24 protein-coding genes and 1 pseudogene are annotated in these 25,745 nt (G+C 66.6%); 6 read left to right on the top strand and 19 right to left on the bottom strand.

Annotation, left to right across the window (positions count from 1 at the left end):
* The 3 genes from GOOTI_RS01655 to GOOTI_RS01665 form a co-directional block, all read left to right on the top strand.
* A partial coding sequence (locus GOOTI_RS01655; RefSeq protein WP_007236809.1) for an ABC transporter permease occupies window positions 1-549 on the top strand: 549 nt, incomplete at its 5' end.
* Window positions 540-1,847: a sensor histidine kinase gene (locus tag GOOTI_RS01660; RefSeq protein WP_051997833.1), complete on the top strand. Its 1,308-nt coding sequence runs from the start codon at window positions 540-542 to the stop codon at window positions 1,845-1,847. The genes GOOTI_RS01655 and GOOTI_RS01660, both read left to right, overlap by 10 nt.
* The gene (locus tag GOOTI_RS01665; protein ID WP_007236811.1) at window positions 1,844-2,476 is read left to right on the top strand and encodes a response regulator; all 633 of its coding nucleotides are present in this window, start codon (window positions 1,844-1,846) and stop codon (window positions 2,474-2,476) included. The genes GOOTI_RS01660 and GOOTI_RS01665 overlap by 4 nt, the downstream gene beginning before the upstream one ends.
* Window positions 2,477-2,479: 3 nt before the next feature.
* Here the strand turns inward: GOOTI_RS01665 and GOOTI_RS01670 are convergent, their stop codons facing one another.
* The 5 genes from GOOTI_RS01670 to GOOTI_RS01690 form a co-directional block, all read right to left on the bottom strand.
* Window positions 2,480-2,881, bottom strand: a complete 402-nt coding sequence (locus GOOTI_RS01670; protein WP_233425393.1) for a DUF7832 domain-containing protein — start codon at window positions 2,879-2,881, stop codon at window positions 2,480-2,482.
* Between the two features lie 79 nt (window positions 2,882-2,960).
* Complete coding sequence (locus tag GOOTI_RS01675) at window positions 2,961-4,481, bottom strand: aldehyde dehydrogenase family protein (RefSeq protein WP_007236813.1); 1,521 nt, start codon at window positions 4,479-4,481, stop codon at window positions 2,961-2,963.
* Between the two features lie 132 nt (window positions 4,482-4,613).
* Window positions 4,614-5,771, bottom strand: coding sequence for an acetyl-CoA C-acetyltransferase (locus GOOTI_RS01680; protein ID WP_007236814.1), 1,158 nt, complete (start codon window positions 5,769-5,771; stop codon window positions 4,614-4,616).
* Window positions 5,772-5,805: 34 nt separating this feature from the next.
* Window positions 5,806-6,636 carry an SDR family oxidoreductase gene (locus GOOTI_RS01685; RefSeq protein ID WP_007236815.1) on the bottom strand — a complete coding sequence of 277 codons (831 nt, stop codon included), beginning with the start codon at window positions 6,634-6,636 and terminating at the stop codon, window positions 5,806-5,808.
* 130 nt (window positions 6,637-6,766) lie between these two features.
* Window positions 6,767-8,059: an acyl-CoA dehydrogenase family protein gene (locus GOOTI_RS01690; RefSeq protein ID WP_039993103.1), complete on the bottom strand. Its 1,293-nt coding sequence runs from the start codon at window positions 8,057-8,059 to the stop codon at window positions 6,767-6,769.
* A 42-nt stretch (window positions 8,060-8,101) separates the two neighbouring features.
* On the opposite strand from GOOTI_RS01690, the gene GOOTI_RS01695 reads away from it, so the two are divergent.
* On the top strand, window positions 8,102-9,775 hold the full coding sequence (locus GOOTI_RS01695; RefSeq protein WP_007236817.1) for a FadD3 family acyl-CoA ligase: 1,674 nt from the start codon (window positions 8,102-8,104) through the stop codon (window positions 9,773-9,775).
* On the opposite strand, the pseudogene GOOTI_RS01700 reads toward GOOTI_RS01695, so the two are convergent.
* A pseudogene (locus tag GOOTI_RS01700) lies at window positions 9,756-10,348 on the bottom strand (VOC family protein). The gene GOOTI_RS01695 and the pseudogene GOOTI_RS01700 sit on opposite strands and share 20 nt — an antisense overlap.
* Window positions 10,349-10,414: 66 nt before the next feature.
* Between GOOTI_RS01700 and GOOTI_RS01705 the strand changes: the two are divergent.
* Both GOOTI_RS01705 and GOOTI_RS01710 read left to right on the top strand, forming a co-directional pair.
* Window positions 10,415-11,233 (top strand): helix-turn-helix domain-containing protein, encoded by an 819-nt coding sequence (locus GOOTI_RS01705; protein WP_007236819.1) that lies wholly within the window; start codon window positions 10,415-10,417, stop codon window positions 11,231-11,233.
* Window positions 11,230-12,747, top strand: a complete 1,518-nt coding sequence (locus GOOTI_RS01710) for a bifunctional aminoglycoside phosphotransferase/ATP-binding protein (protein WP_007236820.1) — start codon at window positions 11,230-11,232, stop codon at window positions 12,745-12,747. Before GOOTI_RS01705 ends, GOOTI_RS01710 begins: the two co-directional genes overlap by 4 nt.
* Before the next feature lie 19 nt (window positions 12,748-12,766).
* On the opposite strand, the gene lysS is transcribed toward GOOTI_RS01710, so the two are convergent.
* The 13 genes from lysS to ftsH all read right to left on the bottom strand — a co-directional run bounded on the left by lysS (window position 12,767) and on the right by ftsH (window position 25,612).
* Entirely contained in the window at window positions 12,767-14,311 is a 1,545-nt protein-coding gene (lysS, locus tag GOOTI_RS01715; RefSeq protein WP_007236821.1) for a lysine--tRNA ligase, read from the bottom strand.
* Between the two features lie 80 nt (window positions 14,312-14,391).
* Window positions 14,392-14,823, bottom strand: coding sequence for a hypothetical protein (locus GOOTI_RS01720; protein ID WP_007236822.1), 432 nt, complete (start codon window positions 14,821-14,823; stop codon window positions 14,392-14,394).
* A 208-nt stretch (window positions 14,824-15,031) separates the two neighbouring features.
* On the bottom strand, window positions 15,032-15,841 hold the full coding sequence (locus GOOTI_RS01725) for a type III pantothenate kinase (protein WP_007236823.1): 810 nt from the start codon (window positions 15,839-15,841) through the stop codon (window positions 15,032-15,034).
* A gap of 10 nt (window positions 15,842-15,851) precedes the next feature.
* Window positions 15,852-16,304 (bottom strand): aspartate 1-decarboxylase, encoded by a 453-nt coding sequence (gene panD / locus GOOTI_RS01730; RefSeq protein ID WP_007236824.1) that lies wholly within the window; start codon window positions 16,302-16,304, stop codon window positions 15,852-15,854.
* 116 nt (window positions 16,305-16,420) lie between these two features.
* Window positions 16,421-17,335 carry a pantoate--beta-alanine ligase gene (gene panC, locus GOOTI_RS01735; RefSeq protein WP_007236825.1) on the bottom strand — a complete coding sequence of 305 codons (915 nt, stop codon included), beginning with the start codon at window positions 17,333-17,335 and terminating at the stop codon, window positions 16,421-16,423.
* 76 nt (window positions 17,336-17,411) lie between these two features.
* Complete coding sequence (locus GOOTI_RS01740) at window positions 17,412-18,461, bottom strand: Rossmann-like and DUF2520 domain-containing protein (protein WP_039993105.1); 1,050 nt, start codon at window positions 18,459-18,461, stop codon at window positions 17,412-17,414.
* 161 nt (window positions 18,462-18,622) lie between these two features.
* Window positions 18,623-20,074 (bottom strand): DUF6779 domain-containing protein, encoded by a 1,452-nt coding sequence (locus GOOTI_RS01745; protein ID WP_007236827.1) that lies wholly within the window; start codon window positions 20,072-20,074, stop codon window positions 18,623-18,625.
* 90 nt (window positions 20,075-20,164) lie between these two features.
* Complete coding sequence (locus tag GOOTI_RS01750; RefSeq protein ID WP_007236828.1) at window positions 20,165-20,707, bottom strand: DUF3180 domain-containing protein; 543 nt, start codon at window positions 20,705-20,707, stop codon at window positions 20,165-20,167.
* Window positions 20,704-21,240, bottom strand: a complete 537-nt coding sequence (gene folK / locus GOOTI_RS01755; protein WP_007236829.1) for a 2-amino-4-hydroxy-6-hydroxymethyldihydropteridine diphosphokinase — start codon at window positions 21,238-21,240, stop codon at window positions 20,704-20,706. The genes GOOTI_RS01750 and folK overlap by 4 nt, the downstream gene beginning before the upstream one ends.
* The gene (gene folB / locus GOOTI_RS01760) at window positions 21,237-21,617 is read right to left on the bottom strand and encodes a dihydroneopterin aldolase (protein WP_007236830.1); all 381 of its coding nucleotides are present in this window, start codon (window positions 21,615-21,617) and stop codon (window positions 21,237-21,239) included. Before folB ends, folK begins: the two co-directional genes overlap by 4 nt.
* Window positions 21,610-22,473: a dihydropteroate synthase gene (gene folP / locus GOOTI_RS01765; RefSeq protein ID WP_039993123.1), complete on the bottom strand. Its 864-nt coding sequence runs from the start codon at window positions 22,471-22,473 to the stop codon at window positions 21,610-21,612. The genes folB and folP overlap by 8 nt, the downstream gene beginning before the upstream one ends.
* Before the next feature lie 50 nt (window positions 22,474-22,523).
* A complete protein-coding gene (gene folE / locus GOOTI_RS01770) occupies window positions 22,524-23,162 on the bottom strand; it encodes a GTP cyclohydrolase I FolE (protein WP_007236832.1) in 639 nt (212 codons plus the stop codon).
* An 11-nt stretch (window positions 23,163-23,173) separates the two neighbouring features.
* On the bottom strand, window positions 23,174-25,612 hold the full coding sequence (gene ftsH, locus GOOTI_RS01775; protein ID WP_039993107.1) for an ATP-dependent zinc metalloprotease FtsH: 2,439 nt from the start codon (window positions 25,610-25,612) through the stop codon (window positions 23,174-23,176).
* Window positions 25,613-25,745: the final 133 nt, after the last annotated feature.

Raw genomic sequence — 25,745 nt, forward strand, 5'->3', positions numbered from 1 at the left:
CTCTTCGTGCTCGCGATGCTCGCCGTCCAGGCGTTGCCCGATGTACTGACGCGGTACCGAGAAATGGGGATTCTCAAGCGGTTACGCACCACTCCTGCGTCACCAGGACTGCTGCTGATCGCTCAGTTCGTGCTGATCTCAGCCGTCTCGATCGTCTGTCTCGCCGTGATCGTCGTGGTGCCCGGCATCATTTCGGGCCAGTGGCCGCGACATCCCGTCGGATTCGTCGTGAGTTACGTCCTCACCGGCTCGGCATTTCTCGGTCTGGGGATGGTGATCGCCTCGCTGTTCCGGAACGCGAAGGTCGCGGCCGGGTTCGGCACCGCGGTGTTCTTCGTGTTGATGTTCTTCGCCGGACTGTGGATTCCGCGGTCGACGATGCCGGGGTGGATGAACGTCATCTCGAACCTGACCCCCTCGGGCGCAGGGACGCAGACCCTTGTCGACACCGCGACGACGGGGTGGCCCCCGGTCGGGTACTTCGGCACACTACTGGTGTGGGGCGTAGTGACCACCGCAATCGCGATCCGGACCTTCAAGTGGGAGTGACCAGCCCGTTCACCACCACGGCGCTCACACGCGGGCTGTTCCGCCGTGACCCAGGGCGCGAACCGCAGGGTCTCTGGCGCGACAACCGACCCGAGCTGACCTGGCCCGACACCATCGTGCCACCGGCCGCCGAGGTGTGGACCCTGCGCGCCCTCTACGTCGTCTCGCTGGTCGTGGCACAGCTCGTCCCGGCGTCGTTCACGCGGCATCTGGTGAGCGCGTCGGTGATGCTCGCGCTGATCGTCTTCACCGAGTTCTGGATTCGCGTCGACATCAGTGCCATGTGGCGGCGCGTGGCGATCGTCGTCGTCAACACGGCCCTGATCGCGACGGCCATCGCCGCGACACCGATAGCAGGTATCGCCTCCTGGGCCGGCTACATGCTCTACGCGTCGTTGTTCACCGGCTTCCCGATGCTGTTGTCCATCAGCGTGTCCTGTGTGCTCATGACTGCGACGCAGCGCTACGGCTGGCAGAACCTGGCCGACCCGTTATGGGCGTCGATCCTCGCGTGGATCCTGAACGTGGTGATCGGTGTCGCCTTCGTGGCCGTGATCGAGGCGCGCGAGACGTCGGTGATCCGCCGCAATCATCTCACCGAAGAACTACTCGCGGAGCGTTCGCGCAGCGCACATCTGCAGTCCGAGCTCGTCGAGCAGGCGCGTCTGGCCGGTATCCGCGACGAGCGTTCCCGACTCGCCCGCGAGTTGCACGACACCGTCGCACAGGGTTTCGTCGCCGTGGTCACCCAATTGGAGTCCGTCGACGAGAACGAATTGTCGCGCGCGACGCACGACCGGTTGGAGAACGCGAAAGCCCTGGCGCGTGAGGGTCTCGGTGAGGCGAGACGCGCGGTGAACGCTCTCCGCCCGGTGACACTCGACGCACAGTCGCTGCCGACCGCCGTACGCGAGCAGCTCTCCGCGTTCTCGCAACGCACTCGGGTCTCGGCGGTGCTTCGGGTGGATGGCGACGCCCGCGAACTCGCGGGTAGTGACGACTCGGTGCTGCGCATCCTCCAGGAATCCCTCGCGAACATCGCGAGGCACTCGGGGGCCCGGCACGTCGTGGTGACGCTCACCTATCTCGACGACATGCTGCTGCTCGACATCCGTGACGACGGATGCGGTTTCGACGTCGGTGCGGTGCAGCGTTCGATGCACGGCGGGTTCGGGCTGACGGGCATGTGCGAGCGCGCCGAACTACTCGGCGGGAGTGTCGTCGTCGAATCCGAGCCGAGGTCGGGTTGTGTGGTGTCGGTATCGATTCCGATCGCGACGCCGGGAGCACGCGCATGAATTCGGGGCCGAGAACCATCAGCATCGTCGTCGTCGACGATCATCCGGTCGTCCGTGACGGCATCCGGGGGATGCTCGAGCGCGAGCCCGACATGGCCGTCGTCGGCGAGGCCTCGAGTGGCGACGAGGCGCTCGCCAGAATCGCTGCAGCGACACCTGATGTGGTGCTCATGGACCTGCGGATGCCGGGCTCCGACGGTGTCGACGCGATTCGCGCTCTCCGCGCCGCCGACACCCAGTGGCCGCGCATCCTGGTGCTGACGACCTACGACACCGACACCGACATCCACGCCGCCGTCGATGCGGGCGCCGACGGGTATCTCCTCAAAGCGACGCCCCGCGACGACCTGATCGCGGCGGTGCGCCGAGCGGCAGCAGGGCAGAGCGTCCTCGACCCGAAGGTCGCCGGCAGCCTGATGGGCCGCAACCGAGCCGACACCCTCACCGCACGAGAGCGAGAAGTGTTGCGTGCCATCGCCGGTGGTGGCACCAACCGGCAGGTGGCCGCCGAACTCATGATCAGCGAGGCGACGGTGAAAACGCACCTGTTGCGGCTCTACCCGAAACTCGGCGTCACCGATCGCGCCGCAGCGGTGCGGGTTGCGTTCGAACGCGGGCTCATCCGCTGAGCATCACGTCCGGCTCCACCGCGCAAAGAGATCGTCGAGAACAGGAAGGTAGAGGTCGACGGTCTGCCACGTCGTCGGAAGGTGGTAGAGCGACTCGTACTCTGCGACCGCTGGCAAGGCTTCGATCCGGTCGAGGTAGTCGCCGTACCGCTCTTGCGCGAACCGGTTTCCCTCCTCGGTGAGCATCGACGGGTCGATCTGACAATCGAAGTACGTCTCCGCGATCTCCACAGGACTCGATGTCCGTTCGATCAGCGCAATCGATTCCGTGGCATGGTAATCGGCCAGCAGACGTCGCTGCGCACACCACGCAAGGAAGGCCAGTATGTGCGTCACAGACGACTCCTCGGGCAAGCCGTATTCCTCGGTGTCGTCGCTGTGATAAGTCGCATCGTCGTAGGTCACGTCGGCGAGGGTACCCACTCGCACCGACGATCGATGACAACCGGCGCGCCCGACTACTGCGCGTCGACGCACCGCGCTCTCAGCGTTTGCGCGCCTTCTTCTGCGCGCGCTTGGTGAGCGCGCTCCACATCTTGAGCTGCCCCTTCGCCATGCGCTTGTCGCGCGCGGTGAACGGTGGCGAGATCATCTCTGCGACCGTGACCGGCATCGTCGAAAATGCCACTGCGCGTGCATGACTGAAGGTCTCGAAGCCTGCCTTGCCGTGGTAGGCGCCCATGCCGCTGCGGCCGACACCGCCGAAGGGCAACTCCGCACCGAACATGTGCAGCGCGAAATCGTTGCCGTTGATCGAGCCGCTCCTGGTGTTGTCGGCGAGACGCTTGAAGTTGTCGTTGTCGTCGCCGCACCAATACATCGTCAGCGGATGCGGGTTCGACGCGATGTGTGTGATCGCTTCCGTGAGATCGCGGTACGGGTAGACACTCAACACGGGTCCGAAGACCTCGTCCTCGGCGATCTTCATACCCGCTTTCACCCCGGTCAGCAGTGTCGGCGGGATCTTGCGACGCTCCGCCGACGGAAGTTGCTCCCCACCCGGGATGACCTGCCGCTTCTGTGCCCCCAGCTCGACGGCGTCGTCGATCAGGCCGACGATGCGGTCGTAGTTCTTCTGGTTGATCGTCGAGGTGTAGTCCGGGTTGTCGTAGATCGTCGGGAAGTTCTCGGTCCAGTGCCCGATGACGGTGTCGACGAACTCGTCCAGCGCAGCCTCGGGGACGAAGACATAGTCCGGGCACAGGCACACCTGACCACCGTTGGCCATACGGGCGTCGGCGAGCATCTTCGCGGCCTTGCCGATGTCGGCGGAGACGTCGACGACCGCAGGATTCTTGCCGCCGAGTTCGAGGGTCACCGGGACGAGGTTCTTGGCCGCTTCCTGCGCCACCGACGAACCGACCTCGGGCGAACCGGTGAAGAACATGTGGTCGACGGTGAGTTTCGCGAAGTCGGAACCCGAACCGTGCGTGGGTGTGATGACCGCGAGCTCTTCGATCGAGAAGTAGTCGGTCGCGAGTCGTGCGATCAGCTCGGTGGTGCGGGCGGTGATCGACGAGGGTCGCATCAGCACCCGATTACCCGCCGCGAAGGCCGACGCGGCGGGCACAAACGTCAGCTGGAGTGGAAAGTTCCACGGCCCCATGATGCCGACGACCCCTAGCGGGTCGTGACGCACGCGCTGCTTGAATCCGATCAGTCCCTGCACTCGCGCCGACGGCGTCTCCTTCATCCACTCCTTCACGCCACGCCGCTGATGTGTGATGTCGATCAGGCATCCCGCGACATCGGCCGTGATGCTCAGTTCGGCTGGACGAGTACCGAAGTCGGCTGTCAGGGCGGCGCAGATCTCGTCGGAGTTGTCGAGCAGCAGCGAACCGAGTCGGATGATGCGGTCGATGCGCGTATTGGCGTCGGGGATGCCGTCACGCAGGAATGCGGCCTGCTGGATCTCGAGGAGTTCGGTCATCGTATGGGCCTCGGACGAGACGCCTCTCTCGATGCGCCTTCCGGCTCGGGTCGTCGCATCCGCAGGCTTGGTCATGATGGCTCCTTGCCGGTTCACTGATGGTCGGGGCACCGTCGCGTGAGACGACACCCGACATGCGTATCACCATGCTATGTCGCCGGTCACATCTTGGCGAGAGTGGGGTCCGGGCCTCGTCTGTCAGTTCTGTCAGCCCAAGCGCTCGATGATCGTGACGTTCGCGGTGCCGCCGCCCTCGCACATGGTCTGGAGACCGTAGCGGCCGCCGGTCCGCTCCAACTCGCTCAGCAGAGTCGCGAAGAGCTTCGCACCTGTGGCGCCGAGTGGATGTCCGAGCGCGATCGCGCCACCGTTCGGGTTGACCCTCGCAGGGTCGGCACCGGTCTCCTTCAACCAGGCAAGGACCACCGAGGCAAATGCCTCGTTGATCTCGACGACGTCGATGTCGTCGATGCTCAGACCGGCCTTGGCAAGGGCGTACTTGGTCGCGGGAATGGGAGCCGACAGCATCATCACCGGGTCGTCACCGCGAACCGAGAGGTGATGGATGCGGGCGCGCGGCGTCAGTCCGTACTCGGCAAGTGCCTTCTCGCTGACCACCAGAGCGGCCGACGCCCCGTCGGAGATCTGCGACGCGACCGCTGCCGTCAGCCGCGACCCCTCGGCGAGGGGAGCCAGTCCGGCCATCTTCTCCAGTGACGTCTCGCGCGGGCATTCGTCGACCACACAATCGCCCAGTGCGACAGTCTCGTCGTCGAACCGCCCTGCGGCGATGGCGGCCTTCGCCCGCTGATGAGACTGCAGCGCCCAGGCCTCCATGTCCTCGCGGCTGATGTCCCACGTGCGTGCCATCTGGTCCGCCCCGACGAACTGGGAGACCTCGGCATCACCGAATCGCTCGCGCCAGCCCACGGATTCCGCTGTCGGCGTGGTGAATCCGAACTCCTGACCGGCAATCATCGCCTGCGAGATGGGGATGGCGCTCATGTTCTGCACACCACCGACCACCACGGCGTCCTGGGTCCCGCTCATCACGCCCTGCGCCGCGAAGTGGATTGCCTGCTGACTCGAGCCGCACTGCCGGTCGACGGTCGTCCCGGGCACCTCGAGAGGCATCCCGGCCGCGAGCCACGCGGTGCGTGCGATGTTGCCGGCCTGCGGACCGATGGCGTCGACGCACCCGAAGACGACGTCGTCGACAACTGCCGGGTCGAGTCCCGTGCGCTCGACCAACGCACGGATGACGTGCGCGCCCATGTCGGCCGGGTGCGTCTTCGCCAGCGACCCGTTGCGTTTGCCGACCGGTGTGCGGATCGCATCCACGATGTATGCCTGCGGTGTGCTCATGAAAACTCCTGTGGTGATGGAAGGTTGACGCCGCTCAGGCGCGCTGACTGGAGATGGACACCACCTCGCCGGTGAGATACGTGGTGTAGTCGCTGGCGAGCATCGCAATCGTGGCTGCGATCTCCCACACTTCGGCCGCTCGGCCGTACGCCTCGCGCTGTGCGAGTTCGTCGAGAAGTTCGTCGCTGGTCACCTTCGCGAGGAACGGATGCTTCGCGATCGACGGTGCAACGGCGTTGATGCGCACACCGACGTCGGCTGCTTCGACGGCCGAGCACCGCGTCAGCGCCATCACTCCCGCCTTGGCTGCAGCGTAATGCGCCTGTCCGCGTTGGGCTCTCCAGCCGAGGACCGACGCGTTGTTGACGATCACCCCGCCGTGTTCGACGGCGCGGAAGTAGCGCAACGCTGCGCGGGTGGCGCGAAAGGTGCCGGTGAGCGTGATGTCGATGACGCGGTCCCACTCCTCGTCGGTCATGTCGGCGACCGGTGTCTCGCCACCGAGGCCCGCATTGTTGACCAACACGTCGATACGTCCGAGTCTGTCTGCGGCACCCGAGATCAGCGCGTCGACGTCGTCGGTGGACTGCACGTTGCACACCACCTGCTCGACGGTCTGACCGTCGAACTCTCTGCGGAGTTCGTCCGCCGCCTCGCCGAGTCGACGCTCATGCCAGTCACTCAGCACGACGTCGGCACCCTCGAGCAGCGCGCGGCGCGCCGTCGCGAATCCGATACCGGTACCCGCCGCGGCCGTCACGACCACCTTGCGTCCCAACAGCAATCCGTGGCCGGGTGTTTCCTCGGGGGGCGTACCCAACGGGGATCGTGTCCGATCGAGCGATCCCGATGTCGTCTGCGTCATTGCGCGTGAACCTCCTCTGTCGGCACGCTCGTGCCTCGCTGTACCGATCTCATGCTCGTGCCTCGCTGTGCCGATCTCATGCTCGTGCCTCGCTGTGCCGATCTCATGCTCGTGCCTCGCTGTGCCGATCTCATTCTCGTGCCTCGCGGGGAAGGCCGAGAACACGCTCGGCGATGATGTTGCGCTGCACTTCGTTCGAGCCGCCGTAGATGGTGTCGGCGCGGGTGAACAGGAACAACCGCTGCCACTCGTCGAGTTCGACATGCTCCGGATCGGCGATCTCGTTACGGCGCCCCTCGACCGTTTCTGTTGGCCCGATCAACGACGCGGGGCCCGCCACGGCCATTGCCAGCTCCCCGAGGTCGCGATGCCAATTGGCCCACAACAGTTTTGCGACCGACGCAGCGCCGGCAGCGGCGGCCGCACCCCACGTGCCGCCGGACGACGCCGCGTCCCCGTCGAGGGTCCGCTGAGCGTTGGCCCTCATCGCACGTAGCCGGATCCGGGCTCGGACGAGGCGTGTGGCGATCTCGGGATCGTCGAGCGTGCCGTTGGCCCTTGCCATCTCGGTCACTGCGTCGAGTTCGCGGGCAAATCCCACCTGCTGACCGAGTGTCGAGACGCCGCGTTCGAACTGCAGCAGTCCCATGGCGACGGCCCAACCCTCGCCCGGCGCACCGACGATCAGGTCGGCCTCGGTGGTCGCGTCGTCGAAGAAGACCTCGTTGAACTCCGACGTGCCGGTCAACTGTTGGATGGGACGAACCGTGACGCCCGACTGATCGAGCGGCACGATGAGGAAGCTCAGACCCGTGTGCCGCGACGAGCCCGGCTCGCTGCGCGCTACGACGAACACCCACTGTGCGACGTGAGCGAGCGAGGTCCAGATCTTCTGCCCGTTCACGTGCCAGCGACCATCGTCGGCCAACCGTGCGGTGGTGGACACCGCTGCCAGATCAGACCCCGCGCCCGGCTCGGAGTATCCCTGCGCCCAGAGCTCGGTGACGTCGACGATGCCGGGGAGGAAGCGCTGCTTCTGTTCCTCGGTGCCGAACTCGATCAGCGTCGGGCCGAGAAGTTCCTCTCCGAGGTGATTCACCCGCGCAGGCGCATTCGCACGCGCATACTCCTGATGAAAGATGATTCGTTGCTCGAGTGTCGCGCCCCGGCCCCCGTACCTCGTGGGCCACCCGAGGCATGTCCACCCCGACGCCGCGAGGTGCCGGTCCCATGCCAGACGCTCGGCGAAGAACTCGTGCTCACTCCCCGGACCGCCCCTGCCCTTGAGGAGGGCGAACTCGCCGACGAGATTCTGCGCGAGCCACTCGCGAACGGCCCGGGTGAACTCAAACGTGGCGTCCGGGGTACGTCGAGCCCATTCACCCAGGTCAACGGTCCGATCGGCGAGGTTGATCGACGTCATGGTCGCTAGCATAACCTACCAAGCATTTGCTAGGTTTGGGACATGGAGGCGACGGTGACCAACGGCGGCGACGCTCAGTCAGCGGCAGAAGGCGCACACTCGACGGCAGAAGGCGCACAGTCGGCGGCAGAAGGCGCACGCTCGGCGGCAGAGAGCGCACGCTCGGCAGCAGGGAGCGCCCAGTCGACACCGGCGGCGCTGGCGCACGCGGCACGCACGTGGCCGACTCAACAAGCCGTCGTCGACACCCAGTGGGGCCAGACGGTCGAGCTGACCTATGCGGACCTGCTGGAGCGGGTACGCGATTTCGCCGCAGCGCTCGTCGCCTCGGGGTTCAGCCCTGGTGACCGGGGGGCGATCTGGTCGCCTAACAGCTACCACTGGCCCATCGCGGCGCTCGGCATCCAGTACGCCGGCGGGGTGCTTGTGCCCCTCAACACCCGGTACACGACCACCGAGGCCGTCGACGTGATCGAGCGCTCGCAGGTCGCGGCGGTCGTCGTGTCCGGAGATTTTCTCGGAGTCGATCATGCCGACGACCTGCTCGCCGAGCATCGTCGATCGCTGCCCGAACTCGTCGTCCGCGTGCCGCTCGGGGAGTCGACCAATGCGCCCGAAGGAGCCGTCGACTGGTCGTCCTTCCTGGCGCGTGGGAATGCGCAGACACGTGCGGAGGCGGATCGTCGAGCAGCAGCTGTCGCACCAGACGACATCTCCGACATCCTGTTCACCTCGGGAACCACCGGGAAGTCGAAAGGTGTTCTGGCAGAGCATCAGCAGACCATCGCGGGCTCGCGCGCATGGGGGGCCAACGGACGCCTGAGCCCAACCGATCGCTACCTGATGGTCAACCCGTACTTCCACACCTTCGGATACAAGGCGGGCATCCTTCCGGCGATCCTGTTCGGCGCGACGATGATTCCACTCGCGGTCTACTCCCCCGCCGACGCCATGCGGCTCGTCGAATCACAGCGTGCGACCGTCTTCCCTGGAGCGCCGACGATCTTCCAGACCATCCTCGACGATCCATCACGTCCCGATCACGACCTGTCGTCGCTCCGGCTGGTGGTCACCGGCGCAGCTATCGTGCCGGTGGTCCTGGTCGAACGCATTCAACGCGACCTCGGTGTCGACACGGTGATCACCGCATACGGACAGACCGAGTCGAGTGGGTTCATCTCCACCTGCCGACCGGACGACGACGATGTCACGGTGGCCACGACATGCGGGCGTGCGTTCGAGGGGATGGAGATCGCAGTGTCCGATCAGGGCGAGGTTCTCGCCCGCGGAGCGATGGTCATGCGTGGATACCTCGACGATCCAGCAGCAACCACCGCGACCATAGACGCCGACGGCTGGCTGCACACCGGTGACGTCGGGGTCATCGACGAACGCGGGAATCTCCGGATCACCGACCGACTCAAGGACATGTACATCTGCGGCGGCTTCAACGTCTACCCCGCCGAGGTCGAGCAGACGCTCGCCCGCCTCGACGGGGTGACCGAAACCGCTGTCATCGGGGTGCACGACGACAGACTCGGAGAGGTCGGCCGTGCATTCGTAGCCCTTCGCGAGGGCGCCACGCTCACCGAGGACGACGTACTCACCTACGCCCGCACACATTTGGCCAACTTCAAAGTGCCGCGCTCGGTGGTGTTCGTCGACGGATTCCCACGCAACGCGTCCGGCAAGATCCTCAAACGCGAACTGCACTGACACGCCGTCGGGACCTAGACGTGTCCCCGGACCATGACTTCGCCTGCGCGGTTGCCCATTCCGCGACGCGGCGGGCGCTTTCCTCCTCGGAGAGATCCTCGACGCGGGTCATCACCGACCAGCGCACGCCGAACGGGTCGAGCACCGACGCGAACCTGTCGCCCGAGACGAACGTCGTGAGCGGTTCACGGATCGTCGCGCCGGACGCCTCGGCCCTAGCGACCACGTCGTCGGCGTCGGCACAGTAGAACCCCAATGAGTAGCAGGCCGCGGGGCCGTCAGGTGCCGGTATCAGCCCGTACGCTTCGTTGGGTTCACCGAGTTGCAGGTGGCCCGTACCGAAGTCGAGGTCGGCATGTGCGACCACACCGTCGAATTCGGTCACGTCGACGACACGTGCGCCGAACACGCTGGCGTAGAAGTCGATTGCCTGCTGAGCGCGCGGTACGACGAGGAACGGGTCAGACTCGTGAGCCCATGTGGAATGCCGTCGGTGGTGTGCGCGCCGGTGGCGCCGTGCAGAGTGGAGCCGGTGTCGTTCTCTTGTCCGGTGGCGTTCTCGTGTGATGTCATGCTCGTCACGGTAGGGATGACGCGCGCCACAAGGCTTGTAGATTTGCGACGACTATCGTGGAGTCCATGCCCGCCCGCGGAGCGCACCACACCGGCGGCCCCGACACGCGCGGGGTGCTCTACCCCGCCCGCCTCCCCACCTTCGACCGCCTCGCCGCGGCCGACGACCTCGCACCGATCGTCGCATGGTTCTGGATACCGCAGTGGAATCTCGCGCCGGGCAGGACCTCGCGGCAGAATGTCCTGCCGTTTCCCGCATGCAACCTCGTCGTCGAACCCGAAGGTGTCACGATCGTCGGTCCGACGACGCGATGCTCGCATCGGGATCTGACGGGAACGGGGTGGGCAGTGGGTGCGCTGCTGCGGCCGGCAGGCGCTGCGGCGCTCGACATATCCCCGCGGGAACTGCGCGACGACGCCCTTCAGTACCACGCCACCGAGCTGTTCGACTCCATCTCTGCCGCAATGAGTGTCGGATCGCCAGAGATCGCCGAAGCCGCGTCTCGCTTCTCGTCGTGGCTGCGCGAGCGGACGACGAGAGCGCCGGATTCGGCGCTACTCGCCAATGAGATGGTCGACCTGATAGCGGGCGACCGCAGCATCATTCGCGTCGACGATCTCGCCCGCCGATTGTCGATGTCCGTGCGCAGCGTCCAACGTGTGGCCGATCGGTACATCGGGCTCTCGCCGCTCGCGGTTATCCGGCGATACCGACTGCAGGAGGCCGCTGAGCGTCTGCGCGCCGATCCCGAGATCACCCTCGCCGAGGTCGCCGCAGATCTCGCATACACCGACCAGGCACACTTCTCGGCCGACTTTCGTCACACGCTCGGACTGCCTCCCGGCGAGTACCGACGCAGCGTCGAGAAGGCTGTGGACTCGTGACCGATACGGAGCCAACCGAGGAACTGCTCGCCGGGGTCGGCGTCATCGATCCGGCCACTCCCACGCGGAGAATCGTCACGCATGGTGCGGTGATCATTCTCAACGGCGACCGCGCATGGAAGTTCAAACGGCCGGTTCGGTTGCGCTACTTCGACTTCAGCACCCCACAACGTCGTCGAGACGCGCTCGACGACGAGCTCCGGCTCAACCGCCGCTTCGCACCTGGTCTCTACGTGGCAGTGCACACCATCCGCCGCAGCGCGACCGGTGCGCTCTCGCTCGACGGCTCCGGCGAGGTCGTTGACCACGTGCTCGAGATGAAGCGATTCGACGACGATGCGCTGCTCATCACGCACGCGCATTCAGGGGGTCTCAGCGACGAGTTGCTGCAGCGGCTCGCGGTGCGGATCGTCGCGCTCCATCGCACGTCGGAAATCAGTGAGGATCCGCTTGGGGCACAACGACTACAGGACGTCGTTGACGGGAATCTCGCGAGTATGTCGGTGTTCCCGCAGATCATCGACCCCGCTGCGGCAACCGAACTCACCGACCGCATCACGGCATTGGTCACCGAGCATCGCGAACTGCTCGACGAACGGGCGCGTGCCGGTCGAGTACGCCGCTGCCATGGCGACCTGCATCTCGCGAACGTCGCGATCATCGACGGCGAGCCGACTCCGTTCGACTGCCTGGAATTCGACGCCGAGATGGCCACCACCGATGTTCTGTACGACCTTGCGTTTCTCGCGATGGATCTCTGGGCGCGTGGGCTGCGCCACGAGGCCAACGTCGTCGTCAACACATACTTCGACCACGCGGACGTCGACGGTCGGACCGATGACGAGCGCGCGTTCTGCCTCTTGCCGGTGATGCTTGCGGTGCGTGCGACGGTTCGTGCACATGTCGCGGCCGCCGAGGGAGACGTCACACGGGCACACGAGTACTTCTCTCTCGCACGGGGATTCACAGAGTCCCGGACACCCCGACTCATCGCGATCGGCGGCGGGTCGGGGACCGGGAAGTCGACCATCGCGCGAGCGATCGGCGGCAGCGTCGATCCCGCACCCGGCGCGCGCATCCTGCGGACCGACGTGCTCCGCAAGAGGCTCGCAGGCGTGAGCATCGAGGACGAACTCCCACGTTCGGCGTACACGGACTCAGCTCGGGCTGCGGTCTACACCGGGATGTTTCGTGTTGCCGAGGACGACCTCACCGCGGGGATGAGCGTGATCGCCGACGCCGTGTTCGGTCGGACGAACCAGTCCGCGTCGATAGCCGACGTCGCCCGCCACGCGGGCGTCGACTTCACCGGCATCTGGCTGGAACTGTCCGAGGGGGAACGCATCTCACGAATCGAGCACCGCGAGGCGGATGCCTCCGACGCCGACGCCGACGTCGCCCGCAGGCAGACCGCGGCCCTGGAACCGCCCAGTGGTGAATGGCGGCGGGTCGAGTCCTCCGGCGACATCGCGACCGTGGTCGCCGCGTGTGGATTCGACGACGTCACGAACTGAGTGCCGCGTTGGCGTCAGCTCAGTCGCGCATCGGCTTGACCAGAGGGAACAAGATGGTCTCGCGGATTCCAAGGCCGGTCAGTGCCATCAGCAACCGGTCGATACCCATGCCCGTGCCGGCGGTCGGAGGCATGCCGTACTCCATCGCGGCGAGGAACTCCTCGTCGAGCCGCATGGCCTCGTCGTCACCTGCGGCCGCGAGGCGGGCCTGGTCGACGAACCGTTCACGCTGGATGACCGGGTCGACGAGCTCCGAGTAGCCGGTGGCCAGCTCGAACCCGCGAACGTAGAGGTCCCACTTCTCGACGACGCCTGGCACGCTGCGATGAGCGCGGACGAGCGGCGACGTCTCGACGGGAAAGTCGCGCACGAACACCGGCTGCGAAAGCTTCTCGCCGACCATGTGCTCCCACAGTTCCTCGACGAGCTTTCCGTGTCCGTACCCCTTGTCCTTCGGCACCTCGAGGCCGACGCGTTCGGCGATGGCGAGGAGTTCGTCGACGGTTGTGCCGGGGTGCTCCGGCCCGCCGTCGGGCACGATCTCCTGACCGAGCGCCTCCGACAACGACGGGTACATCTCCAGGGAGGTCCACTCGCCCGACAGATCGTAGGTGCTGCCGTCGGGCATCTCCGGTGTGAGCGTGCCGAGTGCGCCGAGCGCGACCTCCTGGACGATCTCGCGGGTCATGGTCGCGGCGTCGTCGTAGGTGCCGTAGGCCTGGTAGGTCTCGAGCATCGCGAACTCGGGCGAGTGCGTCGAGTCGGCGCCCTCGTTGCGGAAGTTGCGGTTGATCTCGAAGACGCGCTCGATACCGCCGACCACTGCACGCTTGAGGAACAGTTCCGGTGCGATTCGCAGATAGAGGTCGATGTCGAATGCGTTGGAATGAGTCACGAAGGGGCGAGCGGCCGCGCCACCGTGCAGTGTCTGCAGCATCGGGGTCTCGACCTCGAGGAACCCGCGCGTCACGAGCGCCTTGCGCAGCTCGGCGATCACCGCGATGCGCGTGCGTGCGATCTCGCGGGCCTCGGGACGCATGATGAGGTCGACGTAACGCTGGCGGACGCGCGTCTCCTCGTTCATCTCCTTGTGCGCAACCGGCAACGGCCGCAACGCCTTCGATGCCATCGCCCAGTCGTCGGCCATCACCGACAGTTCTCCGGTACGGGAGCTGATGACCTCGCCATGGACGTAGACGATGTCACCGAGGTCGACGTCGGATTTCCATCGCGCGAGCGACTCCTCACCGACACCGTTGAAGCTGATCATGGCCTGCAGTTGAGTGCCGTCACCTTCCTGCAACGTCGCAAAGCACAACTTGCCCTTGTTGCGCAGAAAGATCACACGACCGGCGACCCCGACCTGCAGCCCGGTCTCGGTGCCTGCCTCGAGGTCCGGGTGGGCGGCGCGGATCTCGGAAAGGCTGTGCGTCCGTCCGATCGACACCGGGTACGCTTGCCCACCCTCGGCGAGGATGCGCTCACGCTTCTCGCGCCGGATGCGGAGTTGCTCGGGCGTCTGGTCGTCATCCGTCGCGTTCGTCGTGGTCACGGGTTCGCTCACGCATCGAAGACTATCGGCCGACGTGGGGTCGGTGAAAATCGCGCCCTGCGGCGAGTGTTGTCACCGCACCCACCGCACCGTCAGTGCGCTGAGAACATCGCCAGCTCGGCGGGGCTGATGCTGCCGTTGATGCGGTCGCGGCGTAGCCGCGTGAACCCGCCGACCACGAACACGGCACCGGTGACTCCACGTGCCTGTAGGTGCCACGCCAACCACTCGGCCTCATGTCCGTCGTCGCTGACCAGAATCCAGCGTCGATCATGTGTGGCCGTCTGTAGAGCCTTCGGCGATCCCGGCGTGAGCAGGTCGAGGACCTCGGTTGCCTCGACGGCGAGTGCCCCGATCAACGCACCGTCGAGTGAGCGTTTGCGGTGGCTGCGGATGTCGACCGGGACAGCACCCGCCGCCACGGCGGCGCGATATGCGGTCGGTTGGACCGATAGCGGGGCGCTGGGGGCGTGAGCCGAGATCGGTGCGTGGACGTGCTGGGTGAACTGGACCGATGCGGTCATGAGAGAGATACCTCGAGTGATCGAAAACGAGCGGGGGCGTCGACGAAGGGCGGCCGCATGAAGCGGACTCAGCCCTGACAACACTCCTCACAGCTCATGATCACGGCGACAAGTGTGCCACAGCTCGCGGCCCGAGGCCAGACCGATGCAGGGTTGTGCGCCTCGTGGGCCGAATGGCCGCCATCCCCGGACCCGGGGTGACAGTGACTCAACGACTACCGCGGGCTCGTCCCTGCTGCTTGGCTCGTTCCGAGACCAGCCGTAAACCCTCCAGGGTCAGATACGAGTGGTGTTCGGTGAGCGTGCGGCTCTCCGGGAAGATCAGCGGCGCCAGCGACCCGGTGGCCACCACCGTCACGTCGCGCGCGTCGAATCCGTCGACGCCCTGGCGGATACGGTCCACGAGACCGTCGACCTGTCCCGCGAAGCCGTAGAGGATGCCCGACTGCAACGCCTCGACGGTGTTCTTGCCCAACACGCCACGTGGCGGCATCAACTCCACCCGACGCACGGTCACGGTGTGCTCGGCGAGGGCTTCGACGCCCAGATTCACTCCCGGCGCGATCGCGCCACCGAGGAACTCCCCCTTCGCCGAGACCGCATCGACCACGGTGGCCGTGCCGAATGCGGCGACGATGCACGGGCCTCCGTAGAGATGGTGCGCGGCGAGACAGTTGGCAACGCGATCGGTGCCGACCTCCTTGGGGTTGTCGACGAGGAGCGGCACTCCGGTTCGTACACCGGGTTCGAGCAGGACGTGGTGGACGCCGTCGTAGTACCTCGCGACCATCACGCGCAGCTCACGCAGCAACGACGGCACTGTCGACAACGCGGCAACGCCCGTGATCTGCTCGATGTCGCCGCCGAGCAGACCCCGGATCGTCATGGCGAGTTCGTCGGCGGTCAGGTGCGGGTCGGTGTGAATCCGCCAATCGCGCACCAGAGCGGCGTGATCACCCGAACCCGCGAACACCCCCAGATGGATGTTCGTGTTCCCGACCTCGACGGTGAGTAACATCTGCGCGAACCTACACCCCGGTCTCGGCGAAATCGGTTCGCGCCGAATCCGCTTCGGGGTGACGCGGGTCGAACAGACCCGAGCCCCCGGGTGCGTGCGCGGGGTCCGAGCCGTTCTCCAGCACCCGATTGGCCTCGTCGACGAAGACGACGTGCGGGCTGTACTCACGCACCTCGGCCTCGTCGAGGATTCCGTAGGCGATGATGATCACGAGGTCACCGGGATGAACCAGATGCGCTGCGGCACCGTTGATCCCGATGACGCCGGTGCCACGGTCACCCGCGATGGCGTAGGTCTCGAGCCGCGCGCCGTTCGTGATGTCGACAATGGTGACCTGTTCGCCTTCGAGTAGGTCTGCGGCGTCGAGAAGGTCGGCATCGATCGTGACCGAACCGACGTAGTGCAGGTCGGCCTGGGTGACGGTCGCCCGGTGGATCTTCGACGTCATCATGGTGCGAAACATGCTGTCATTCCTCTGTGTTGACGCGCAGCGGCTGCTGCTGTGTGGAGGGCGGGCTGCAGAGTCTGTTGGGGTGGTCGCGGCGAGCCCGACCGGCACTCGTCGTCCGATCGTCGGGGTCAGTACGCATCGGGGTTCCCGATGTCTTCCGGATCGATCCCGATCGACACACCGACATTGTCGATCAGGCGTGCCCGGCCGAGTCGGGCGGCGACGAGTAGTCGACCTTCGCCCTTCTCCGGCGCTTCGCCGAGAGCACGGTCGCGGAGTGCGAGATAGTCGAGTTCGAGCTCGGGCGATGTCGCCAGAACCGCTTGTGCGGCAGCGAGTATCGCGCTCTTACCGCCGGGGGCCGCGTGCGCGCCTGCGGTGAGCGCGGCCGACAACGTGGTGGCGATCTCGCGCTGTTCGGGCGTCAGGTAGCGGTTGCGCGACGACAACGCGAGCCCGTCGGCCTCGCGCACCGTCGGAACACCGACGATGTCGACGTCGAGGTTGAGGTCGGCAACCATCTGCGCGATCAGCACCAGTTGCTGATAGTCCTTCTCGCCGAAGAACGCGGCATGCGGCGTGGCGATGTTGAGCAGCTTGCACACGACGGTGAGCATCCCTGCGAAATGTCCCGGGCGAGCCGCGCCGTCGAGTATCTCTCCCGCGGGCCCCGGCACCACCGTGGTGCGCGGACCGAGCGGATACATGTCGGCGACAGTCGGCGCGAACACCAATTCCACACCGGCAGAACGCAACAAGTCGACGTCGTCGTCGAAGCTCCGTGGGTACGCGTCGAGGTCTTCGTTCTCGCCGAACTGCAACGGGTTGACGAAGATCGAGACGATGACCACCGCGTTGCCGACACTCTTTGCAGCGTCGACCAGTTGCAGGTGGCCCGCGTGGAGGGCGCCCATGGTCGGCACCAACACCACACGCCTGCCGGCACGCCGCAGCGCCTGACTCACCCGGTGCACCGTCGTGGGATCGTGATGCACCGTCAGCTCACCTCGCGTGTAGGCGTCCGGGCTCAGCGGGGCGGTCATCGTTCTCCTCTCACACGACGCGGGACACCCTGCGCCCCAGTCGTAGTCGATATCCGGGTAGTCGACGTCGAAGTGGTCACTCTCGTCGCTCCAGTACCTCGATGAGCGGCTGGGGCGCATCGGTGTAGGTGGCTGCCCGCCGCGCGAGGATGCGGTAGGCCTCGGCAATCGCTGTGGGACGGTCGCCGCCCGGCAGCGCACGCAGCTCGGCGAGATGATCGGCGACGGCACCGGCGTCGCCCCGAGCAACCGGTCCGGTGAGTGCATCCGGCCCCAGGTCGAGCACGTTGCGCAATGCCGCAGTGAGCAATGGGGCGAGGATGCGCTCGGCAAGCCGCTCGGAGTTCCCGTCGACGGTGGCCGCATCACGGCTCGCCTCGCCCGCCGTACCCTCGATGGCTGCGTTCATCGCAGCGACAGCGTCGCAGACCAGTGCCACGAGATGATTCGCGCCGTGTGCGAGTGCGGCGTGGTACAGGGTTCGGTCGGCCTCCGCGATGCGCACGGGTTCGCCGCCCATTTCGAGCACGAGCGCCGACGCGATGGCCAGACCGACCTCGTCGGCAGCGGTCACACCGAAGCATGCCTGCTGTAGTCGGGCGGTGTCGTCGTCGGATCCGACGAACGTCATCGCGGGGTGTACGGCGAGCGGAAGCGCACCGAGGGCGGTGAGCGGCGCCAAGATCTCGACACCGTGTGCACCCGCGGTGTGCAGGACGAGGGTGCGCGGACGCAACCGTCCACTGTCGGCGATGTCGGCGACGACGTCGCGGATGTCGGCGTCAGGCACCGCGATGATGAGGAGCTCGGCTCGCGCGACGACCTCGGGGAGGTCGAGTATCTGCGATTCGGGGAGCCGTTGCGTTGCGCGCTGACGGGACCGGGGAGATCGAGCGACAACTGCGCCCACCACATGACCAACCCGCTCGAGGGCCTCACCGAGTGCCGTCCCGACTCGCCCAGCCGAGACGATTCCGACAGTCAGACGGGCGGGCGTGGGTGGGTTGCTGACCCCGGCGAACTCCGCGGAGGAGGAATGCCCCAGACGCCCCGCGTCACTGCGCCTCTCATTCGACCCGCCATCAGGGGTCGAGGGCACGGCGGATTCGCCGTTCGGTGAGGTCACCGGTGTCCTCCCAGGTCGTTCCAGTCCCAACTCTGGCGTGGGTACCGGACGTGCACCGCAATGCTAGGCGCTCGACGCGCCGCCGAGCCAATGCCTGTGAGACTCGTCACCTGGGCGGGGCATCGACTCCACTCGACGAGGTGGAGCGGCACTTGCCGACGTCAGTCCTCGCGACGCCGACGTCCGCCGCCCCCACCGCTGGGGGACTGACGAAGCTGATTGAGCAACTCGGCAACCGGAAGCCCTGCGGTGTGCGCCGCGTCGTGGTCGTCGTCCTCATCACGACGCCGCCGGCCGCCACCATAGGTGCGAGTCGCGTCGTCGCCGGTCTCGTGCCGACCCGACGACGTCTCGGGTGCGACCTCGACGTCAGGTGCGACCTCGGCTTCCGATGCGACCTCGACGTCGGTTGCGACCTCGGCATCGGCTTCGGTGGCTCCCGGCTCCGACGGCTCCGACGTGGCGGCTCGGGACGGCCCGACGTAGAACCCGCCGGAGAACGGCGCCGACGTCGTCGGTCCCTGGTCGGCAGCCGACTGAGGCGTCGACGACTCGGCGGTGTCAAGAGTTCCGGAGGTGTACGGGGCCCGCGGCGACGGTTGTTCTTCGACGACGTCGACGACGACCTCCTCGGCGACGTCGCCGGGGGCTACGTAGTCCGCTGCGGACGCATCGCCGCGTGCACTGTCGTCGTGAGGGGTTTCGCCCGCGCGAGACTCCGTTGCGCCTGCGTGAGAGTCCTCGGTGGGTGTCTCGGCGTAGGTTGTCGCGTCCTCGGGGACCTCGTCGGCGATCACTTCGTCGACTCCCACAGCCTCGACCTCGTCGGCGCGGATCTCATCGAGCGGGACCTCGGTGGCGATCCGGCCCGAAATCGGCGCATCACCCTGCACGACGGGCAGAACCTCGGTCAACTCGTTGGGGTCGACGTCGGAGCCGAAACGCCTCGGAGCATCGAACGGCCGGGAATCGCGACGTCGGTGTTCTGCGCCGGGTGCGGTCTGCTCGAAATCGCGTGCGGCGAGGGCCCCGTCGTCGTGGGCGGTGAAATCGGTCGAGCCGTAGGTGCCGGGATACACCGAACCGCTGCCGTAGTCGGGCTGCGAACGGCCAGACTGCGCGCCGAGCCCGCCGAGACCCGACGCCAACTCACGGAGCTTTTCGTTCGGTAGTGCTGCGCGCTGATCGGGCAACGATTCGCCGAGCAGCATCTCGAGACTCGAACGAAGTGCGAGGACCTGCGCCTTGAGTTCGGCGAGTTCGACGCCGGCCTCGTCGCTGATCTCCTTGCGGATCGTCGACTCGACGTCGAGCTCGTACTGCCTACGCGCAGCGATCTCTCGCTCGAGTTGCAACTCGTAGACCAGTCGGAGATCGCGGCTCTTGCTCTCGGCGCTCTCGGCCTGCCGGCGGTACCTCGTGATGAGAATCGCTGCGATCACCGCGGCCCACAGCGCCGCGATCACCGCCAGCGATCCGAGCACCGAGATCTGGTCGGTGAAGAGCATCAGCACACTGGCCACCACGGCCAGCACGATGAGAAGACCCACCAGCCATTGCCCGACGCGACCGGAACGGCGTGAGTCGGCGGCACGGCCAGTCGAGGTCGTCATGACCGTGAACTTACCCTCTGACGGCCCGCGCGACGGCGAGGCGGGTGCGGAGAGTCATGATTCGCACGCTGATATGTGGATGTCGGTCGCTCACGCGGGTCCGGGATGCCCGTCCGCACGCGGTTGTGTCGTCTGGTCGGTCGGGTCGTCGGGTGCTCGACAGCAGTACTCGAGCCAGAGCGCCGCGACGACGAGAACAAGGCCCCCGAACGCTCCGACGATCGCGCCCGGCTTGTCGTGTTCGGCGGAGGTGACGCCGTGTTGACTCCACAGGAACACCAGCATGCCCACCCACACACCGACGGCAACGGCGCCCAGGATGGCCGACGCCTTGGCCAATGCCAACACCCGCGCAGCTGTCAGCGGGTGCAACTGTCCACGGGCGCGGCCCACCTGACGGTCGGCGACGCGTGCGCGCACGACGAAGGCTATGGCCGTCTCGATCGCCGCGAGGACGTACAGCACGAGTCCGGCCAGCAGCGGCAACGGGGGCAGCGCCGAGTAGTTGTAGCGAACGAGTATCCAGGCGATGAGGGCCACGAAGACCGCGATGATGAGTAGGTCGCGAGGCCGGGTGGGTCCGAGCCCCGGCTCGTCGGACTCCGGCGGCGTCGACGGGTTCGGCGCGGTCATCCGACTGCCTCGCTGCTGGCGGGTCCGCCGTTCGTCGTCAGCCTGCGAACACCCTCGCGCTCGGCGGTGGGCAGGGCCTCGACGAGGTCGACGACCGAGCGGGGGCCGTCAGGCGTCCACAGCGTCGCATCCGGTTCGATCTCCAGCCAGGGCACCAGCACGAAGGCACGCTGCGCCGCGCGGGGATGTGGCAGGGTCAGCTCCTCGTCGGCGCTGATGATCGGCGTCCCCGCTTCGTCGCTCGCGCAGATCACGTCGACGTCGAGCGTCCGCGGACCCCAACGGACCTCACGCGTTCGGTGCGCGGCGCGCTCGAGGTCGAATCCCCGCTGCAACCAGTCGCGTGCGGAGACCGGGCCGTCGACGATGAGCGTGATGTTGTAGAAGTCGGGCTGCTCGACGCCACCCCACGGGGCCGTCGTGTAGATACTCGACGCTGCGACGAGGTCGCCGGCGAGCGCATCGACGACCTCGTGCAGTCGGGCTGCACGGTCGCCGAGATTGGTGCCCGCGGACAGGACGGCGCGCGTCACCGCAGACCACCCGCGGACTTCCGGGACCGCCGGGTGACGACGGCGACGTCGGCGAAATCCAACGGGATCGGCGCCGAAGGCTTGTGTACGACCACCTCGCAGGCGTGGATGCGGTCGTCGAGCATGATCTGCTCGGCTATCTCTCCGCCGACGGCCTCGATGAGGTTGCGCGGTTCTCCTGCGACGACGTCGTGAACCTGCTGCGCGAGTGTGCCGTAGTCGACGGTGTCGGCGAGGTCGTCCGACTCTGCCGCGGCACGGAGGTCGGTCCACAGCGTGACGTCGATGACGAAGTCCTGGCCGTCGCGCCGCTCGTGGTCGAAGACACCGTGGTTGCCCCGCACGCGCAGGCCGCGCAGTTCGATTCGGTCAGCCATCCTGCTGCTCCCCATGGACGGTGTGCCGGTCGCGGCCCCCCGCGCGCCATGCAGCTGCCACGGTGACCGCGTCGCGATTCGCCGCGACGTCGTGCACGCGCACGCCCCACGCGCCGTGGATCGCGGCAATCGCGCTGATCGACGCGGTCGCGATCTCGCGTCCCTCCGGCGGGCGGGCGTCGCCGTCGACGGCGAGCAGGGTTCCGAGGAAACGCTTGCGCGATGCCCCGACCAACACGGGGAAACCCAGGCCGACCAGGGTCGGCAGCGCATTGAGCAGCGCCCAATTGTGTTGCGCCGTCTTGGCGAATCCCAGTCCGGGATCGAGGATGATGTTGTCGGGATCGACGCCGACGTCGACCGCGGCGTCGACCTGGCCCAGCAGCTCACGACTGACCTCGGCGACGACATCGCGGTATCCGCCGGTGTCGTCGACGCGATGAGTGAATCGACGCCCGGCATCGGACTCGGCTGCCGCGGGACGCCAGTGCATGAGAATCCAGGGCAGCCCCACCTCGGCGAGGAGTGACGCCATGCCCGCATCGGCACGGCCGCCCGAGACGTCGTTGACGATCGTCGCCCCCGCATCGATGGCGGCCTCCGCGACCGCGGCGCGCATCGTGTCGACAGACACCTGCACACCTTCGTCGGCGAGTGCTGATATCACCGGTACGACACGTTTGATCTCGACGGCCTCGTCCACTCGGATCGCGCCGGGTCGGGTGGATTCGCCACCGACGTCGATGATGTCGGCGCCGTCGGCGTGCAGACGCAGCCCGTGCTCGACGGCCCGGTCGGGGTCGAGATATCTGCCGCCGTCGGAGAACGAGTCCGCGGTGACGTTGACGATCCCCATCACCTGCGTACGCGCGGAATCGCGGGTTCCGGCGTCGACCGGGTCGTCGGTCACCGGGTGATGAGGTCGAGTGCCTCGCCGCGTGACACGGCGCTGGTCTTGAAGATGCCACGCACCGCCGATGTGGTGGTGCGCGCACCGGGCTTGCGTATGCCCCGCATCGCCATGCACAGGTGCTCGGCCTCGATCACGACGATCACACCCCGCGGATTGAGCCGATTGACCAGGGCATCGGCGATCTGACTCGTCAGTCGCTCCTGCACCTGCGGGCGCTTGGCGTACAGGTCGACGACCCGCGCCAACTTCGACAGTCCGGTCACCTGGCCGGTGGGTCCGGGGATGTAACCGACGTGGGCGACGCCGTGGAACGACACCAGATGATGCTCACACGTCGAGTACATCGGGATGTCCTTGACCAGCACCAGTTCGTCGTGGTCCTCGTCGAAGATCGTCGCGAGCACCTCCGACGGGTCGGTGTAAAGGCCCGCGAACATCTCTCGATAGGCGTTGGCGACACGAGTCGGCGTGCGACGCAGCCCTTCGCGGTCGGGATCCTCGCCGACCGCGATGAGCAACTCGCGTACCGCCGCCTCGGCGCGTTGCTGATCGAAGAAGCGTCCGCCGTCGACCGTCGTCGCGTGCGATGCGTCCTCGTGAGTCGCAATGTCGTGACCCTCGCTGATTGTCATCGATCCGACCCTCAGGCTCCGTCTCCGTGTGAACCGTTGCGTGGCGACCCCTCACCGTCGTCGCGGTGTTGCCCTCCACCGTTGTGACCGGTGCCGTGCTGACCACCATAGGGGCCGTACTCGTGGCCGTTTTGCTGATTACCGTTGGCGCCGTTCGGGTTTCCGCCGCTCGGGTAGCCCTGGGGCTGGTAGCCGCCCTGCTGTTGACCGTCGGGACGGTATCCCCCCGGCTGGTAGCCGCCGCCTGCCTGGTAACCACCCGATTGGGGCGGCCACCCGGGGGCGGACCAGTCGCGGGGTGCGCCGTAATCGGGTCGCGTTCCACTTCCCTGGGAGCCAGGGGGGTTGTTCCCCTGCTCGGGATAGGGAGGTGCATAGCCCTGCCCGGGCGTCGGATACGGACTTCCGTAATAGGGCTGCTGTCCACCCACATACCCCGACGGCGGTGTTCCGCCCGGTGCACTCCCGGCACCGACGGGCTCACGCACGGGCTCCGGCGGTGGCGGTGGCCACGGCTCGCCGCGTTCTATCGCCAGCTCCCCGGGAGTCTTCACCGGGGGCTTGTCGCTCGGGGTGCGCTCACCGAATTCGTTGAACGTGGTGATCCGCGGGCGCTTCTCGACGTTGGCGAGGATCCGCTCGAGATCCTTGCGGGTCAGCGTCTCCTTCTCCAGGAGTTCACTGGCCAGGATGTCGAGGGTGTCGCGGTACTCGGAGAGGATTGCCCAGGCCTCGGTGTGTGCGGCCTCGATGAGTCGACGTACCTCGTCGTCGATCTCGCTGGCCACCTCGGCCGAGTAGTCGCTCTGTGCACCCATGCTGCGTCCGAGGAAGGGGTCGCCCTGCTCCTGGCCGTAGCGGACAGCACCGAGCTTGGCGCTCATGCCGTATTCGGTGACCATCGCGCGGGCGATCTTGGTTGCCTGGTCGATGTCCGACGACGCGCCGGTCGTCGGCTCGTGGAAGACGAGTTCCTCCGACGCACGACCACCCATCGCCATGACCAGGCGAGCGATCATCTCCGAACGGGTCATCAGGTCCTTGTCCTGCTCGGGAACGGCGAGGGCGTGGCCGCCCGTCCGTCCGCGGGCGAGGATCGTGACCTTGTAGATCGGATCGAGATCGGGCATCGCCCATGCCGCGAGCGTGTGACCGCTCTCGTGGTAGGCAACGACCTTCTTCTCGTGTTCGCTGATGATGCGGCTCTTGCGGCGCGGTCCACCGATCACGCGGTCGACAGCCTCTTCGAGCATCTCGGCGGTGATCACCGTCTTGTTCTCGCGGGCGGCGAGGAGCGCGGCCTCGTTGACGACGTTGGCGAGGTCGGCGCCCGACATTCCCGGTGTTCGCTTGGCGAGGCCGTCGAGGTCGGCGTCCTCTGCGATGGGCTTGCCCTTGGCGTGCACCTTCAGGATCGCGCGACGCCCGGCGATGTCGGGGTTGCCGACCGGAATCTGTCGGTCGAAACGGCCGGGACGCAGCAGCGCCGGGTCGAGGATGTCGGGGCGGTTGGTGGCCGCGATCAAGATGACACCCGACCGGTCGCCGAAGCCGTCCATCTCGACGAGCAGCTGGTTGAGTGTCTGCTCGCGTTCGTCGTGTCCACCGCCGAGGCCTGCCCCACGCTGACGGCCCACCGCGTCGATCTCGTCGACGAAGATGATGCAGGGACTGTTGTTCTTGGCCTGCTCGAACAGGTCACGCACACGCGACGCGCCGACACCGACGAACATCTCGACGAAGTCCGAACCCGAGATGGTGAAGAACGGCACGCCCGCCTCACCCGCGACGGCTCGCGCGAGCAGCGTCTTACCGGTTCCGGGCGGGCCGTAGAGCAGCACGCCGCGCGGGATCTTCGCGCCGAGCGCCTGGTAGCGCGCGGGGTTCTGTAGGAAGTCCTTGATCTCGTAGAGCTCTTCGACCGCTTCGTCGGCGCCTGCGACGTCGGCGAACGTGGTCTTGGGCATGTCCTTGGACAGCTGCTTGGCCTTGGACTTGCCGAAGCCCATCACGCCACCCTTGCCGCCGCCCTGCATGCGGTTCATGACGAAGAAGAACAGCCCGAACAGCAACAGCATCGGCAGCAGGAAGATCATGATCTGCCAGAACACCGACTGCTGGGTGACATTGGTCTGGTAGCCGGCCCCCGTCGACTTGACCGAGTCGAAGACCTGCTCGCCCGCGGACGCCGGGTACTTGGTCGTGATCTTCGAAACGTCCTGGCCGTCGACCTTGATCGGCTCCTTGGTCTCGATCCGCAGTTGCTGCTCGCGGTCGTCGATCTGGATGAACTTGGTGTTCTTGGTGTTGAGCTGAGTCAGCGCGACAGAGGTGTCGACCCCGGTGTATCCGCGATCACCGTCGCGTAGCGCGTACCAGCCCCACAAGGCCAGCACGATCACCGCGAGGATCGCGAGATTGCGGAAGACTGTCTTTCGGTTCTGGTTCATGCGCATTGGTGGAGGTCCAGGCTCTGCGTGGGGCCGCCCGGCGCCGTTACCACTGTCCTTCCCATCGGTTTTCCAACGATGTGAACGCCACCCGAGGGTTCGGTCGTACACATAGAGGCTACCGGTCAACGAT

Source organism: Gordonia otitidis NBRC 100426, from assembly GCF_000248075.1.
Classification (GTDB): Bacteria; Actinomycetota; Actinomycetes; order Mycobacteriales; family Mycobacteriaceae; genus Gordonia; species Gordonia otitidis.

What these genes read in the sequence shown, in the direction of transcription:
- GOOTI_RS01665 (WP_007236811.1), top strand. Translation starts at nt 1,844, where the DNA reads ATGAATTCGGGGCCGAGAACCATCAGCATCGTCGTCGTCGACGATCAT.
- GOOTI_RS01675 (WP_007236813.1), bottom strand. Translation starts at nt 4,481, where the DNA reads ATGACCAAGCCTGCGGATGCGACGACCCGAGCCGGAAGGCGCATCGAG.
- GOOTI_RS01680 (WP_007236814.1), bottom strand. Translation starts at nt 5,771, where the DNA reads ATGAGCACACCGCAGGCATACATCGTGGATGCGATCCGCACACCGGTC.
- GOOTI_RS01685 (WP_007236815.1), bottom strand. Translation starts at nt 6,636, where the DNA reads ATGACGCAGACGACATCGGGATCGCTCGATCGGACACGATCCCCGTTG.
- GOOTI_RS01690 (WP_039993103.1), bottom strand. Translation starts at nt 8,059, where the DNA reads ATGACGTCGATCAACCTCGCCGATCGGACCGTTGACCTGGGTGAATGG.
- GOOTI_RS01695 (WP_007236817.1), top strand. Translation starts at nt 8,102, where the DNA reads ATGGAGGCGACGGTGACCAACGGCGGCGACGCTCAGTCAGCGGCAGAA.
- GOOTI_RS01705 (WP_007236819.1), top strand. Translation starts at nt 10,415, where the DNA reads ATGCCCGCCCGCGGAGCGCACCACACCGGCGGCCCCGACACGCGCGGG.
- GOOTI_RS01720 (WP_007236822.1), bottom strand. Translation starts at nt 14,823, where the DNA reads ATGACCGCATCGGTCCAGTTCACCCAGCACGTCCACGCACCGATCTCG.
- GOOTI_RS01725 (WP_007236823.1), bottom strand. Translation starts at nt 15,841, where the DNA reads ATGTTACTCACCGTCGAGGTCGGGAACACGAACATCCATCTGGGGGTG.
- panD (WP_007236824.1), bottom strand. Translation starts at nt 16,304, where the DNA reads ATGTTTCGCACCATGATGACGTCGAAGATCCACCGGGCGACCGTCACC.
- panC (WP_007236825.1), bottom strand. Translation starts at nt 17,335, where the DNA reads ATGACCGCCCCGCTGAGCCCGGACGCCTACACGCGAGGTGAGCTGACG.
- GOOTI_RS01745 (WP_007236827.1), bottom strand. Translation starts at nt 20,074, where the DNA reads ATGACGACCTCGACTGGCCGTGCCGCCGACTCACGCCGTTCCGGTCGC.
- GOOTI_RS01750 (WP_007236828.1), bottom strand. Translation starts at nt 20,707, where the DNA reads ATGACCGCGCCGAACCCGTCGACGCCGCCGGAGTCCGACGAGCCGGGG.
- folB (WP_007236830.1), bottom strand. Translation starts at nt 21,617, where the DNA reads ATGGCTGACCGAATCGAACTGCGCGGCCTGCGCGTGCGGGGCAACCAC.
- folP (WP_039993123.1), bottom strand. Translation starts at nt 22,473, where the DNA reads ATGGGGATCGTCAACGTCACCGCGGACTCGTTCTCCGACGGCGGCAGA.
- folE (WP_007236832.1), bottom strand. Translation starts at nt 23,162, where the DNA reads ATGACAATCAGCGAGGGTCACGACATTGCGACTCACGAGGACGCATCG.
- ftsH (WP_039993107.1), bottom strand. Translation starts at nt 25,612, where the DNA reads ATGAACCAGAACCGAAAGACAGTCTTCCGCAATCTCGCGATCCTCGCG.